Source organism: Pseudomonas sp. C11, from assembly GCF_034683865.1.
GTDB lineage: Bacteria > Pseudomonadota > Gammaproteobacteria > Pseudomonadales > Pseudomonadaceae > Aquipseudomonas.
Genome location: NZ_JAWIIP010000008.1, coordinates 228603 through 242349 on the forward strand (window position 1 = coordinate 228603; position 13747 = coordinate 242349).

Genomic DNA, 13747 nt, shown 5'->3' on the forward strand with positions numbered 1-13747 from the left:
CCGATGTGGTCAGCAGATTGGGCTGTTTTCCTGGCATCAGGTAAACTGCCGCATCTTTTACGCCTATAACGATTCGCCTGATGCCGACCACTTTCCACGAGATCCCCCGCGAGCGCCCGTTGACGCCGCTGCTCGACAGCGCCAACACGCCGGACGAACTGCGCCGCCTGGCCGAAGCGGACCTGGAAACCCTCGCTGACGAACTGCGCCAATACCTGCTCTACAGCGTTGGCCAGAGCGGCGGGCACTTCGGTGCCGGCCTCGGCGTGATCGAGCTGACCATCGCCCTGCACTATGTCTTCGACACCCCCGACGACCGCCTGGTGTGGGATGTCGGCCACCAGGCCTACCCGCACAAGATCCTTACCGGTCGTCGCGAACGCATGGGCACGCTGCGCCAGAAGGACGGCCTGGCTGCCTTCCCGCGCCGTAGCGAGAGCGAGTACGACACCTTCGGCGTCGGCCACTCCAGCACCAGCATCAGCGCCGCCCTGGGCATGGCCATCGCCGCCCGTCTGAAAGGCGAGAAGCGCAAGAGCGTGGCGGTGATCGGCGACGGCGCACTGACCGCCGGCATGGCCTTCGAAGCGCTCAACCACGCCACCGATGTCGGCGCCAACATGCTGGTGATTCTCAACGACAACGACATGTCGATCTCCAAGAATGTCGGCGGCCTGTCCAACTACCTGGCCAAGATCATCTCCAGCCGCACCTACGCCAGCATGCGCGAGGGCAGCAAGAAGATCCTCTCGCGCCTGCCCGGCGCCTGGGAAATCGCGCGCAAGGTCGAGGAACACGCCAAGGGCATGCTGGTGCCCGGCACCCTGTTCGAGGAACTGGGCTGGAACTACGTCGGCCCCATCGACGGCCACGACCTGCCCACGCTGCTGGCCACCCTGCGCAATATGCGCGACCTCGATGGCCCGCAGTTCCTGCATGTGGTGACCAAGAAGGGCAAGGGCTTCGCCCCGGCCGAGGCCGACCCCATCGGCTATCACGCCATCACCAAGCTGGAACCGGTGACCCCGGTCGCCGCGCCGAAGAAGCCAAGCGGCCCGAAATACTCCAACGTGTTCGGCCAGTGGCTATGCGACATGGCCGCCGCCGACAACCGCCTGGTCGGCATCACCCCGGCGATGAAGGAAGGCTCCGATCTGGTGGCCTTCAGCGAGCGCTTTCCCGATCGTTACTTCGACGTGGCGATTGCCGAGCAGCACGCCGTAACCCTGGCCGCCGGCATGGCCTGCGAAGGCGCCAAGCCAGTGGTAGCGATCTACTCCACCTTCCTCCAGCGCGCCTATGACCAACTGATTCACGACGTGGCCGTGCAGCACCTCGACGTGCTGTTCGCCATCGACCGCGCCGGCCTGGTCGGCGAAGACGGCCCGACCCACGCCGGCAGCTTCGACCTCTCCTACCTGCGCTGCATCCCCGGCATGCTGGTGATGACCCCGAGCGACGAGAACGAGCTGCGCCGCATGCTCACCACCGGCCACCTGTTCGACGGCCCGGCCGCCGTGCGCTACCCGCGCGGCACCGGCCCCAACGCGCCGCTCGATGCTGGCCTGGAGCCGCTGGAGATCGGCAAGGCAGTGGTGCGCCGCCAAGGCAAGGGCGTCGCCCTGCTGGCCTTCGGCGTGCAACTGGCCGAAGCCCTGCGCGTCGGTGAAACCCTGGACGCCACGGTGGTCGACATGCGCTTCGTCAAACCACTGGACGAAGCCCTGCTGCGCGAACTGGCAAGCAGCCACGCGCTGCTGGTGACCATCGAGGAAAACAGCATCATGGGCGGCGCCGGCAGTGCGGTCAGCGAATTCTTCGCCGCCGAGAACCGCCAGGTGCCGATGCTGCACCTCGGCCTGCCCGACTACTACGTCGAGCACGCCAAGCCGAGCCAGATGCTCGCCGAATGCGGTCTCGACGAGGCCGGTATCGAACACGCGGTACGCGAACGCCTCGCCCACCTGCAGGCCTGATTTCACGCCCCTTTCGGCCCAATAGTTGCAGCGCGACTGGGCTACGCCAGACGGCAAGGATCGTCTGGCGACCGACAGGGGCGTAGTCATGCAGTTACGTAGTCACACGATGAACTTTCACGGCAGCGAACGACGCTGGCTGCCGTGGTTCGGCAAGACCGGCAAGCTGGCCATGCGCTGGTCTTGCCTGCTCAATGCCGGGCAGGCCGCGCAGGTCGAGAAGACCTTCAGCGGCCTGGCCAGAAGCCGCGTCGAACTTCTGGAAAACTGGGCGCGCCAGCACTGGCAGGCCCTGGAGCTGATCGCCGAGGGGCTGGTGGCAAGCTGGCCCAGCGCCAACCCGGAGCACCTCGAGCAGGCACGCCGCCACATGCCGGAAATCGCCGAGCTGTTCGTGGTCGATGCCAGTGGCATCATCCTCGCTTCCACCCATGCGCCACAGCAGGGCAAGCGCCATGACGCCAAGGCGCTCGCCGCCGGCCTGGAAGCACCGTTTCTGCTCGGTCCGTACATCGACCCGCTCACCGCACAATTGCCGCCCACCACCTCGCAGTTCCACGACGCCGTGACGCTCATGTTCCATCAGCCTCTGCAACAGGCCGGCAAGCGCTTGGGTTGCCTCTGTGCGCGCATTCCCAACGACGTGATGAGCGACCTGATCCAGCGTGAAGCCGGCCATGTCTACCGCGACTCCGGCGACAACTACCTGTTCATGGTGGACAGCCGCTACGACCCGCAGATTGCCACCGGCACGGCGTTGTCGCGCTCACGTTTCGAGGACGCCACCTTCAGCGGCGGCGACAACCTGAAACAGGGCATTCGCACCCCGTTCGGCACAGTTAAGGTGCAGAAACACACCGAATTCGAACTGCGCTTCACCGCTCCCGCCACCGGCGAGTTGCACCCGGGCGTGCGCGAGACCATCCGCCAGGGCAGCAATCTGTTCGTGCTCTACCCGGGCTACCCGGACTACCGCCACGTCCCGGTGATCGGTGCCGGCCAGACCCTGCAGATGCCCGGCTCGCCCGACACCTGGGGCCTGATGTGCGAAGGCGATCTGGAAGAGGTCTACCGCCAGCGCAGCCTCAGCTACAGCCTGTTCAGCCACCTGCTGCTGGGCCTGCTGGTACTGCTTGGCTTGCAATGGGAACTGCAGCAATGGCTACCGGCCTATTCCAGCGTGCTAGGGCTGGCCTGCACCGCACTGATGCTGCTGGCCTTCTGGACGTTCAGCCTGCGCCCACGCACGCGCAAGCTGCAGGCACTCTCCGAGTTTTTCCTCGACACCGCCGAATGCGGCGCCCCCCTGAGCAACCGTTTGCCTCTGCAGCGTTTCGCCAACGACGAGACCGGCGCTCTGGCCGGCTGGGTCAACAGCTTCGTCGACAAGATGGATCAGACCATGCAGGGCATCGTCGCGGCCGGCAGCGCCCTGCAACGCACCTCGGACAGCCTCGGAAAGACGTCCATGGCGGCCAGCCAATATGCGGCCCAGGGCCAGGCGGCCGCAGTCACCGCTGCGCGCGCCATGGTCGAGGTAAACCACAACATCGGTGAAGCCACGGAGCACATCCTCGACAGCGAGCGCGCCTCGCGCCTGGCCATGGAGATGACCCAACAGGGCAGCGCGGCGGTGCTGCAGAACGCACAGGATGTCGCGCAACTGGCCGAGCGCATCGAACACTCCAGCGTCGCCCTGCAAGCACTCAACCGGCAGACCGAGGAGGTGCAGCACATCAGCGAATCGATCCGCAGCATCGCCGACCAGACCAACCTGCTGGCCCTCAATGCGGCCATCGAGGCGGCACGGGCCGGCGACAGCGGACGTGGCTTCGCCGTGGTCGCCGATGAAGTACGCAACCTGGCCCAGCGCACGGCTCAGGCCACCCAGGAAATCGCCAGCACGCTCAGTGGCGTGCGTCAGCAGACGCTGGAAACCATGCACAGCATGCAGACCTGCCAGGAGGCCGCCCGCCGCAGCGTTGACCGTTCCGACGAAGCCAATACCGCCCTGGCGCGTATCCACAGTGAAGTGGAGGGGATGCAGCGGCGCCTTGGCCAGCTCAGCCAGAGCATGCAGGCGCAACTGGCGCAGGCCCGCGCAGTGAGCGAACAGGCCCAGGCCATCACCGGCGCCGCCGAGCGCAGCAGCCAGAGCGCCGCCGACACTTTGCAGACGGCCCAGGCGCTGGCGCAACTGGTGCTCGATCTGCACAAGACCGCCAGCCGCCTCAGCCGCCAGGAGCGCCCGCGCGAAAGCCCGGGCGTGCGCATGCGCTCGGCCAACGTACAGCCGGCACTGGTGATGCGTTAGGGCACCTCTAAAAACGTAGGCGAGGTAGCCAGCGCAATACCGATGGCGGCCCCACAAAAACAGGCGAAAAACGCTCGGAGTCGCGTTCGACTTTACGCGCTGTAAATGAGCATTTTGACTGGGCTCGCACGCGAGCCTGTTTCTAACGCAGCGATGGCAACGCAGGTAGTTTTTAGAAGTGCCCGTTAGGGCTTAGGCGAGCTGGCGAGGAATGCGGTAAAGCAGGTGGATGACGACGCTGGAGAAGGTCAGCAGCACCAGCGGTACCGCTTCGAGGCCGGCGAAGACCGCCAGCGCGGCGATCCAGGCCGGAGCGGCGGCGCCGAGCAGCGCGCGCAGGCGCACGCGGTCGAGTTCCAGCCAGGCTGCCGGCTCATCGGCCGTATCGAGCGCCTTGCCCGTGGCGATCAGGGCACGCTTGTAGGCATGGAACAGGGGCAGGCTGATGAACATCGAGGCCATGCCGGCGACGAACAGTGGCATGGCCAGCACACTGCGCTCGCCATCGCCGAACAACAGGTTGAAGACCAGCACCGGGGCCACGGCAACAAGCAGTTGCCGCCACCAGGCCAGAGCCAGGCGGCGCTTGACCTGAGCCCGCGTCACACGGCCTCCTCAGCCTCGCCCTGGTGCAGGTTGCCGAGCATGTGCCCGAGCTTGCCGGCCTTGGTCGCGAGGTATCTGCGATTGTGCGGGTTCTGTCCCACCTGCAAGGGTTTGCGCTCGGCCACACACAGGCCGAAGCCTTCCAGGGCCTTCACCTTGCGCGGATTGTTGGTCATCAGCTTGAGGCTGTTGATGCCCAGGTGCTCGAGCATGGGCAGGCAGATGGCGTAATCACGCTGGTCGGCCCCGAAGCCCAGGCGCTCGTTGGCCTCGACGGTATCGGCGCCACCATCCTGCAGCTCATAGGCGCGGATCTTGTTCAGCAAGCCGATGCCACGGCCCTCCTGGCGCAGGTACAGCAATACCCCACGCCCTTCTTCGGAGATGGCCTGCAACGCGGCTTCGAGCTGCGCACCGCAGTCGCAGCGCAGGCTGAACAGGGCGTCACCGGTCAGGCACTCGGAGTGCAGGCGACCCAGTACCGGCTTGCCATCGGCCACATCGCCGAAGGTCAGGGCGACGTGTTCCTTGCCGGTCGCCTCGTCGAGAAAACCGTGCATGGTGAACACGCCGAAAGGCGTAGGCAGTTGGGAGGCGGCGACGAAGACGACGGACACCGGATGCTCCTGGCAGTGAATACGAAACGGGCCGGCATTGTAGCAGCAGGCCCCGTCGGCGGGTCAGTCAGAATTGCCGATCATCGGCATCGAAACAGCCAATAACGGCCTCAGAGCTTGGACTCCAGCACCAGCATGCCCTGCTCCTCGCGCCAGCCCACGCGACTCATGAAGCTCATGCCGAGGAGGGCTTCGGCGGGCGCACCGCCCTCCAGCACCACGGCCTCGACACCCAGCACCTCGATATCGCCGATCTTCACCCGATCCAGGCTGACCCGCCAGCCACGCGCATTACCGCTGGCCGTGCTCACCGTCAGCGGTTGCCCTTTGACGCGAAAGTCGATGCCCAGGCGACGCGCCTGGCCTTCATTGAGGGCAACCGACGTGGCACCGGTATCGACCAGGAACGGTACGCTCTGGCCGTTGATCGAACCAGTGATCCAGTAGTGACCGCCCGGCCCCTTGGCAATGCTCAGGCGTTTCTTCACCGGTTCGGCAAAGCCGCTGCTGTACTCACGGCTGAGGGGATAAAGACGCTCGACGCCATCGACACGCAGGATCGCGCCCTGCTTGTCGACCCGTACGACCATGACATCACCGGGGCCGCTCTGGCCCTCGCGAACCAGCTTGCGCTGGCCGTCGACATTGATCACGGCCGCCCCCGGGAACAACCCGACGACCTGCACCTGAGAGGCCGGACATGCGGCCGCTACGCCCAGCAGAGAAAGGGCGAGGATGGCACGACGCAACATGGACACAGCCTCCTGACTCAGAACGGATAGGGTTGTTGCCAGCGCTCGAAGATCGGCCGCAGCTCGCCACTGGCGACCAGCAGCTCCATGCGCTGGTCGAAGGTCGCAGCCAGTTGACGGCCGCGCGAGGTTGCGGAGAAGCCAAGGAACAGCGGCAGATCGGTCAGCCGGGTCACGTGATAGCGCTCGGGCTGCTGAGCATCACCCAGTACATCAGTGACCTCGGTCATCGAGTCGACATAGAAGTCGGCATAGCCGAGATCGAGCATACCGAGGATACCGCCTCGCCGCCGCACTTCCCGGTAATCGCGCACACCGGGCAGATATTCCTGAAATCCGTAACCGTGTATCCAGGCCAGGCGATAGCGGCCGAGCGTATCCAGGGTCGGTTCAGGCTTGCTCTTGAGCCCCAGCGCGACGATATGGTCGTTGTCGTAGTGCCACTTGGGGTAGATCACGTTATCCACTTCGTCACGGTAGGAGCCAACCCAGGCGTCGGCCTCGCCGCGCTGCACCAAACCGATCGAACGGGTGTAGGGCTCGCTCTGAATGCGCAGGCGCACACCAGCAGGCTCGAACACCTTGCGCAGCACATCCCAGGCCAGACCACTGCCATCGGCGTTGCTGTAATCGCGCCAGGTCTCGCTTACGAGGTGGATATCCTTCGGCGGCTCACTCGTGTGCGCCAGGGGCGCCAGGCAGAGGCACAGCAGCGGGATCAGCCAGCGACGCTTCATGACCTAGAACCCCAGCAAAGAACCATAGCGGGCCCAGCCCCAGACCAGCCCCTGCATGGCCAGCCAGGCGAACACACCGGCGATCACGTCATCGAGCATGATGCCGACACCGCCATGCACATGCCGGTCGATCCAGCGAATCGGCCAGGGTTTGACGATGTCGAACAGGCGGAACATGAGGAAACCGGCCAATAGCCAGCCCCAGCCCTCGGGCACCAGCCACAGGGTGATCCACATGCCGACCATCTCGTCCCAGACGATGCCCTCGTGGTCGTGCACGCGCAGGTCATCGGCGACCTTGCCGCACAGCCAGAAGCCGAACAGCATGGTCACGCCGAGCATCAGCCAGTAGCCCCAGTCCGGCAGCATCTGCCACAGCGGCACGAAGGGCAGCGCCACCAGCGAGCCCCAGGTACCTGGCGCCTTGGGCAGAGTGCCCGAGCCGAAGCCGAAGGCAAGAAAATGCCAGGGGTTGCGCCATACCGAGGGCGGTACGTATTCGGCGGGAACCTGGTTGGGGTGATCGGTCACACGCACTCCGCTCTGTCAGAAATGTTGGTAGCCGCCACGCGGCGCTTCGATGGCCAGCCCCGCCGCGTCCAGCAGCTGCACACCTTGCCCGGCCAGCACCTGGCCGATCATACGCACTTCGGGCCACTGTGCCTGAACGGCAGACAAGCGTTCGGGCGGCACGGTAAAGGCTAGACGGTAGTCGTCGCCACCGGACAAGGCGCAGGCTAACGCGTGTTCATGACCGGCCAGCGCACACAGGGCGGCAGACAGCGGAACACGGGCGGCCTCGATCTGCAGGGCGACGCCGGAGGCCTTGGCGATATGCCCGCAATCGGCCAACAGGCCATCGGAAATATCCAGAGCCGCCGTTGCCAGACCACGCAATGCCTGGCCCAGCGCCAGTTGCGGCCTGGGCGACCAATAACGCGCGAGCAAGGGCTCGGCAATCTCGGCAACTGCCTGGCGCTGGCTCAGCACCAGCGGCAAGGCGCCAGCGGCATCGCCCAGTTCCCCCCCCACGCAAAGCAGATCGCCCACTCGGGCGCCGGCACGGGTCAGCGCCTGCCCAGCCGGAACCCGGCCGAATACCGTAAGGGTCATGCTCAGCGGGCCGCGGGTGGTATCGCCACCGACCAGCGCCAACGTGCAGGCTGCTGCCATCTGCTGCAGGCCCTTGGCAAAGGCCTCCAGCCAGGCGGCATTGGCCTGGTCGAGGGTCAGCGCGAGGGTGAAGGCCATCGGCGTCGCACCCATGGCAGCCAGATCACTGGCGGAAACTGCCAGGGCCCGCTGGCCCAGCAGAAAGGGATCGCAAACGGCAGGAAAATGCACCCCCGCCACCAGGGTGTCGGTAGACACCGCCAGTTGCTCAGCGGGCGGCAACGCCAGCAGTGCACAATCGTCACCGATGCCCCGCACCACGCCGTCGCCACCCTGCGCGCAGGGGGCAACGGCGAAGTAACGCTGGATCAGCTCGAACTCACCCACGGGCCATGCCTGTCGCCTGGAGTGCCGGACTCAACGCTTGTTGGCGCCGACTTCCGCTGCACGCAGCTTGGGCGCCAGCTTGTCCAGTACGCCGTTGACGAACTTGTGCCCGTCGGTCGCGCCGAACACCTTGGCCAGCTCGATGCCCTCGTTGATCACCACCTTGTAAGGCACGTCGACACGGTTCATCAGCTCATAGGTGGACAGGCGCAGGATCGACAGCTCGACCGGATCCATGTCTTCCAGCGGACGATCGAGCAGGGGCGCGAAGGCTGCGTCCAGCTCGGTCTTGTTGCGCGGCACGCCGTGCAGGATCTCGTGGAAGTAGGCCCCGTCGACCTTGCTGAAATCGTTGTCGACGCGGAACTGCGCTTCGATCTCGTTCAGCGGCTGCCCGGCAATATGCCAGGAGTACAGGGCCTGCATGGCCAGGGTACGGGCTTCGCGACGAGCGAGAATCTTGCCGCTGGGGCCTTTCTTGGCCGGCTGGCCGTTGCCGGAATTGCTCACTTGGCCTCCAACTGCGCCAGCAGGCTGACCATTTCCAGAGCAGACAGCGCCGCTTCGGCACCCTTGTTACCCGCCTTGGTGCCGGAACGTTCGATGGCTTGCTCGATGGAGTCGACGGTCAGTACGCCGAAGGCGACCGGTACGCCGTATTCCATGGAGACCTGGGCCAGGCCCTTGGTGCACTCGCCGGCCACGTACTCGAAGTGCGGAGTGCCGCCACGGATGACCGCGCCGAGGGCGATGATCGCCGCGTACTCGCCACGCTGAGCGACCTTCTGGGTAACCAGCGGAATTTCGAAGGCACCCGGCGCGCGGATGATGGTGATGTCGCTTTCCTGCACGCCGTGGCGCACCAGGGCGTCGATGGCGCCGCTGACCAGGCTCTCGACGACGAAGCTGTTGAAACGGCCTACCACCAGGGCGTATTTGCCCTGCGGGGCGATGAAGGTACCTTCGATGGTCTTCAGGGTCATGACGGGTCTCACATGGGTTAAAGAGCCGGGGCGGTTTGGCCCCGAAAAATAAATTCATTCGGTCACGTAGCCCGGATGCAATCCGGGGCCACTGTGCCGATCTTCCCGGATTGCATCCGGGCTACATACTTTTGCTCCCCTCTCCCATTTATGGCAGAGGGGCCGAGGGAGAGGGTTCGGCGTAGGCCATAACACCCTCTCCCGCCCTTCGGGCACCCTCGGCTTTGGCATCCTGCGTCGCCCTACCTCCTGCATCCATGCAGTCGTCTCCCACACGCGGGAGAGGGTCATCAGCTTTGGCCCTTCGGGCCGCTTTTAGTCAGCCGGCAGGTATTCTACAACCTCGAGATCGAAGCCGGATATCGCGTTGAACTTCATCGGCGAACTCATCAGGCGCATCTTGCGCACACCTAGGTCACGCAGAATCTGCGAACCAGCACCCACCGTACTGTAGGTGGCTGGCGTGCTCGGCTGCTGACGCCCCAGCAGGGACAGCAACTCCGGCCCTGTCAGCGGGTTGCCGAGCAGCAGCACCACGCCGCTGCCGGCCTTGGCCACCTCGGCCATGGCCGCGCGCATGCTCCAGCGCCCCGGCTGGTTGACCAGGAACAGATCGCGCAGCGGATCCATGTTGTGCACCCGCACCAGGGTCGGTTCTTCGGCGCAGAGCGTGCCCAGGGTCAGCGCCATGTGCGCGGTGTCCTCCACCGCGTCGCGGTAGGTCACCAGGTTGAATTGACCCAGCTCGGTATCCAGCGGCTGCTCGCTGATGCGCTCGACGGTGCGCTCGTGGATCAGGCGGTAGTGGATCAGGTCGGCGATGGTGCCGATCTTCAACCCATGCTGTTCGGCGAATTTCTCCAGCTCCGGGCGGCGGGCCATGGTGCCGTCGTCGTTCATGATCTCGCAGATCACCCCGCTCGGCTCGAAACCGCCCATGCGCGCCAGGTCGCAGGCTGCTTCGGTATGGCCGGCACGCGCCAGCACGCCGCCCGGCTGCGCCATCAACGGGAAGATATGGCCCGGGCTGACGATGTCGGCGGCCACGGCATTACGCGCCACGGCGGCCTGCACGGTGCGCGCGCGGTCGGCGGCAGAGATGCCGGTGGTCACGCCCTCGGCGGCCTCGATGGAGACGGTGAACTTGGTGCCAAAACCGGAACCGTTGCGCGGCGCCATCAGCGGCAGGTTGAGCAGCTCGCAGCGCTCGCGGGTCATCGGCATGCAGATCAGGCCACGGGCGAAGCGGGCCATGAAGTTGATGTGCTCGGCGGTGACGCACTCGGAGGCGATGATGATGTCGCCTTCGTTCTCGCGATCCTCGTCATCCATGAGGATGACCATCTTGCCGGCGCGGATGTCTTCGATCAGTTCTTCAGCGGTGTTGAGCGCCATCGGGGCGTCTCCTCAATTCTTCAGGTAGCCGTGTTCGGCGAGAAAGCTTTCGGTGAGGCCCGAGGCCTTGGGCTCGGCGGCCTTGTCACCTAGCAGCAGGCGCTCCAGGTAACGCGCCAGCAGGTCGACCTCGAGGTTGACCTTACGCCCGGCCTGGTAGTCGACCATGATGGTCTCGGCCAGGGTGTGCGGCACGATGGTCAGCTCGAACTCGGCGCCATCGATGGCGTTGACCGTCAGGCTGGTGCCGTCGACGGTGATCGAACCCTTGTGCGCGATGTACTTGGCCAGCTCACGCGGGGCGCGCACCTTGAATTGCACGGCACGAGCGTTGTCGGCGCGCGAGACGATCTCGCCGACGCCATCGACGTGGCCGCTGACCAGGTGCCCGCCAAGGCGACTGGTGGGCGTCAGGGCTTTCTCCAGATTCACGGCACTGCCGGGCTTGAGGTCGACGAAGGCGGTACGCGCCAGCGTTTCGCGGCTGACATCGGCCCAGAAGCCGTCGCCAGGCAGCTCAACGGCCGTCAGGCACACGCCGTTGACGGCAATGCTGTCGCCGAGTTTGACGTCGCCCAGATCGAGTTTGCCGGTGGCCACGTAGACACGTACGTCGCCGCCCTTGGGCGTCATGGCGCGGATGCTGCCGATGGCTTCGATTATGCCGGTGAACATGCGTCCTCCGAACCTCGCTTGAAGATGATGCACAGCATGGATGAACTCCTGTTTTGGTCAAAAACAGGGCAAATGCCGATCGATAGGGATTTCACGGGCAGGCACAGGCCACCCGAGGAGGGAATCCCGCTCTCTCTTTATCCGGACTATACCGTCGGCCCCGGAATCGCACCGGGTCTGCTTGACCTCGCGCGGCAGGTGCCGTGGCGAGCGCTCGCGGGCTAGGCAGAAGCTGCCATCACCGCCGGTGGGGAATCGCACCCCGCCCTGAGAACGTTGCGGCCAATCGATTGGCCGCGTGGCGTTTTACCATATTTATCGCTGTGGCGCATGGTGCCAGCAGCGGCTACTCGCGGCGATGTCGCGCATGCCCATGCGCTTGCCGGATCTCGGGCGGTGTTGCGCTTTATTCGCGATCCTGGGGGTGCCGACGTCAGCCCTCTTCGCGGACAAATCCGCTCCCACCAATAGAGCTAGCTGCGCGTCTTGGGCACCGCGGTGATTTGCCAATCCTCGCCCACCGCGCGGATATCGAGAATCTGCAGCTCGGGCGCTTCGGCCATGCGGTTGAGCGGCAGGTCGAGCAAGGGGCGCGCGCTGGAGCCAAGCAGTTTCGGCGCCATGAAGATACGGAACTCGTCGACCAACCCGGCGCGCGCGAAGGCGCCGGCCAGGCGCGGCCCGGCCTCGACCAGCACCTCGTTGGCGCCACGCCCGGCCAGTTCGCGCAGCAGCTTGCGCAGGTCGACATGGCCATTGCTGCCCGGCACGGCCAGCAACTCATGGCCGTCGGCAAGATAGCGGTCACGTGCAGCCGCCGCCGCACAGGTCGCCACCAGCGCCGGGCCGGCCTGGAAGAAGGCTTTATCCAACGGCACGCGCAAACGTCCGTCGACCAATACGCGCAGTGGCGGGCGGCGCTGCGCCAGGGCGGTCAGCTCGGCGCCAAGGCCCAGCTCGTCCGGGCGCACGGTCAAGCGCGCATCATCGGCCAGTACCGTGTCGGCGCCGCTCAGCACCACGCTGGCGCGGGCGCGCAGGCGCTGCACCTCGGCACGTGCGGCCGGACCGGTGATCCACTGACTCTCGCCGCTGGCCATGGCAGTGCGCCCGTCCAGGCTCATGGCCAGCTTGACCCGCACGAACGGCAGCCCCTGCTCCATGCGCTTGATGAAGCCGGCATTGAGCGCACGCGCCTCGCTTTCCAGCACGCCGCTGCTGACCTCGATGCCAGCCTCCCTCAGGCGCTGCAGGCCGTTGCCAGCCACCTGTGGGTTGGGATCCTGCATGGCCGCGACCACACGGCTGACACCGGCTGCGATCAGGCCATCGGCGCAAGGCGGCGTGCGCCCATGATGGCTGCAGGGCTCCAGGGTGACGTAGGCCGTGGCGCCGCGCGCCTTGTCGCCGGCCTGGCGCAGCGCGTGCACTTCTGCATGCGGCTCACCAGCACGGGCATGCCAGCCTTCGCCGACGATCTGTCCATCACGGACGATGACGCAGCCGACACGCGGATTGGGATGGGTGGAATACAGGCCTTTGCGCGCCAGCTTGAGGGCGCGCGCCATATACAGCTGATCGCGCTCGCTCATCGGCTTTTCGACGGCTCGCGCGCCAGACGCTCGATCTCTTCACGGAACTCGTTGAGATCCTGAAAGCGCCGGTAGACCGAAGCGAAGCGGATATAGGCCACCTCATCGAGCTTGCTCAGTTCGGTCATCACCAACTCGCCGAGCACCAGCGACTTCACCTCGCGCTCACCGGTGGCGCGCAGTTGCTGCTTGATACGGGCGATGGCCTCTTCCAGGCGCTCGACACTCACCGGACGTTTTTCCAGCGCACGCTGCATACCAGCGCGCAGCTTCTCCTCGTCGAAGGGCTGGCGGCTGCCGTCCTGCTTGATCAGGCGCGGCATGACCAGCTCGGCGGTTTCGAAGGTGGTGAAACGCTCACCGCAGGCCACGCACTCGCGGCGGCGGCGTACCTGATCGCCCTCGGCAACCAGGCGCGAATCGATGACTTTGGTGTCGTTGGCGGCGCAGAACGGACAGTGCATGGGAAAATGCTGGCAAATGGCGGCAAAGGCGCCATGGTAGCGCATAGCAGGCCGTTGAAAAACGTAGGCGAGGCAGCCAGTGCAAGGCAAAAACAGCCGAGAAAGCGCAGTTTACGTGTTGTAAATGAGCATTTTG

The 13747-nt window shown here is 65.5% G+C and carries 14 protein-coding genes and 1 riboswitch; of the genes, 2 read left to right on the forward strand and 12 right to left on the reverse strand.

Going from position 1 to position 13747, the window contains the following annotated elements; all coding sequences use genetic code 11:
• The first annotated feature begins 80 nt into the window (after nt 1-80).
• On the forward strand, nt 81-1976 hold the full coding sequence (gene dxs / locus VC352_RS14795) for a 1-deoxy-D-xylulose-5-phosphate synthase (RefSeq protein WP_322980317.1): 1896 nt from the start codon (nt 81-83) through the stop codon (nt 1974-1976).
• Nucleotides 1977-2064: 88 nt separating this feature from the next.
• Nucleotides 2065-4290: a methyl-accepting chemotaxis protein gene (locus VC352_RS14800; RefSeq protein WP_322980318.1), complete on the forward strand. Its 2226-nt coding sequence runs from the start codon at nt 2065-2067 to the stop codon at nt 4288-4290.
• A 192-nt stretch (nt 4291-4482) separates the two neighbouring features.
• On the opposite strand, the gene VC352_RS14805 is transcribed toward VC352_RS14800, so the two are convergent.
• From VC352_RS14805 to nrdR, 12 genes are all read right to left on the reverse strand, one after another.
• Nucleotides 4483-4896: an MFS transporter gene (locus VC352_RS14805; RefSeq protein ID WP_322980319.1), complete on the reverse strand. Its 414-nt coding sequence runs from the start codon at nt 4894-4896 to the stop codon at nt 4483-4485.
• Nucleotides 4893-5513, reverse strand: a complete 621-nt coding sequence (ribA, locus tag VC352_RS14810; protein ID WP_322980320.1) for a GTP cyclohydrolase II — start codon at nt 5511-5513, stop codon at nt 4893-4895. The genes VC352_RS14805 and ribA overlap by 4 nt, the downstream gene beginning before the upstream one ends.
• 110 nt (nt 5514-5623) lie before the next feature.
• Nucleotides 5624-6265, reverse strand: a complete 642-nt coding sequence (locus VC352_RS14815) for a TIGR02281 family clan AA aspartic protease (RefSeq protein WP_322980321.1) — start codon at nt 6263-6265, stop codon at nt 5624-5626.
• Nucleotides 6266-6282: 17 nt separating this feature from the next.
• The gene (locus VC352_RS14820) at nt 6283-7002 is read right to left on the reverse strand and encodes an ABC transporter substrate-binding protein (RefSeq protein ID WP_322980322.1); all 720 of its coding nucleotides are present in this window, start codon (nt 7000-7002) and stop codon (nt 6283-6285) included.
• A 3-nt stretch (nt 7003-7005) separates the two neighbouring features.
• Nucleotides 7006-7533 (reverse strand): phosphatidylglycerophosphatase A, encoded by a 528-nt coding sequence (locus tag VC352_RS14825; RefSeq protein WP_322980323.1) that lies wholly within the window; start codon nt 7531-7533, stop codon nt 7006-7008.
• Nucleotides 7534-7548: 15 nt separating this feature from the next.
• Nucleotides 7549-8502, reverse strand: a complete 954-nt coding sequence (thiL, locus tag VC352_RS14830) for a thiamine-phosphate kinase (protein ID WP_322980324.1) — start codon at nt 8500-8502, stop codon at nt 7549-7551.
• A gap of 30 nt (nt 8503-8532) precedes the next feature.
• Nucleotides 8533-9012, reverse strand: coding sequence for a transcription antitermination factor NusB (gene nusB / locus VC352_RS14835; RefSeq protein WP_322980325.1), 480 nt, complete (start codon nt 9010-9012; stop codon nt 8533-8535).
• A complete protein-coding gene (gene ribE / locus VC352_RS14840) occupies nt 9009-9485 on the reverse strand; it encodes a 6,7-dimethyl-8-ribityllumazine synthase (RefSeq protein WP_074858119.1) in 477 nt (158 codons plus the stop codon). Before ribE ends, nusB begins: the two co-directional genes overlap by 4 nt.
• Before the next feature lie 315 nt (nt 9486-9800).
• Nucleotides 9801-10880, reverse strand: coding sequence for a bifunctional 3,4-dihydroxy-2-butanone-4-phosphate synthase/GTP cyclohydrolase II (gene ribBA / locus VC352_RS14845; RefSeq protein WP_322980326.1), 1080 nt, complete (start codon nt 10878-10880; stop codon nt 9801-9803).
• Nucleotides 10881-10892: 12 nt separating this feature from the next.
• The gene (locus tag VC352_RS14850) at nt 10893-11555 is read right to left on the reverse strand and encodes a riboflavin synthase (protein ID WP_322980327.1); all 663 of its coding nucleotides are present in this window, start codon (nt 11553-11555) and stop codon (nt 10893-10895) included.
• A gap of 124 nt (nt 11556-11679) precedes the next feature.
• Nucleotides 11680-11834: riboswitch (FMN riboswitch) on the reverse strand.
• 194 nt (nt 11835-12028) lie between these two features.
• The gene (ribD, locus tag VC352_RS14855; RefSeq protein ID WP_322980328.1) at nt 12029-13147 is read right to left on the reverse strand and encodes a bifunctional diaminohydroxyphosphoribosylaminopyrimidine deaminase/5-amino-6-(5-phosphoribosylamino)uracil reductase RibD; all 1119 of its coding nucleotides are present in this window, start codon (nt 13145-13147) and stop codon (nt 12029-12031) included.
• Complete coding sequence (gene nrdR / locus VC352_RS14860; protein WP_003243991.1) at nt 13144-13611, reverse strand: transcriptional regulator NrdR; 468 nt, start codon at nt 13609-13611, stop codon at nt 13144-13146. The genes ribD and nrdR overlap by 4 nt, the downstream gene beginning before the upstream one ends.
• Between the last annotated feature and the right edge of the window lie 136 nt (nt 13612-13747).

Bases quoted from the DNA above. Each gene is read 5' to 3' on its own strand.
- VC352_RS14800 (WP_322980318.1), top strand. From the start codon at position 2,065: ATGCAGTTACGTAGTCACACGATGAACTTTCACGGCAGCGAACGACGC.
- nrdR (WP_003243991.1), bottom strand. From the start codon at position 13,611: ATGCACTGTCCGTTCTGCGCCGCCAACGACACCAAAGTCATCGATTCG.
- dxs (WP_322980317.1), top strand. From the start codon at position 81: ATGCCGACCACTTTCCACGAGATCCCCCGCGAGCGCCCGTTGACGCCG.
- VC352_RS14815 (WP_322980321.1), bottom strand. From the start codon at position 6,265: ATGTTGCGTCGTGCCATCCTCGCCCTTTCTCTGCTGGGCGTAGCGGCC.
- ribE (WP_074858119.1), bottom strand. From the start codon at position 9,485: ATGACCCTGAAGACCATCGAAGGTACCTTCATCGCCCCGCAGGGCAAA.
- VC352_RS14820 (WP_322980322.1), bottom strand. From the start codon at position 7,002: ATGAAGCGTCGCTGGCTGATCCCGCTGCTGTGCCTCTGCCTGGCGCCC.
- ribD (WP_322980328.1), bottom strand. From the start codon at position 13,147: ATGAGCGAGCGCGATCAGCTGTATATGGCGCGCGCCCTCAAGCTGGCG.
- VC352_RS14850 (WP_322980327.1), bottom strand. From the start codon at position 11,555: ATGTTCACCGGCATAATCGAAGCCATCGGCAGCATCCGCGCCATGACG.
- ribBA (WP_322980326.1), bottom strand. From the start codon at position 10,880: ATGGCGCTCAACACCGCTGAAGAACTGATCGAAGACATCCGCGCCGGC.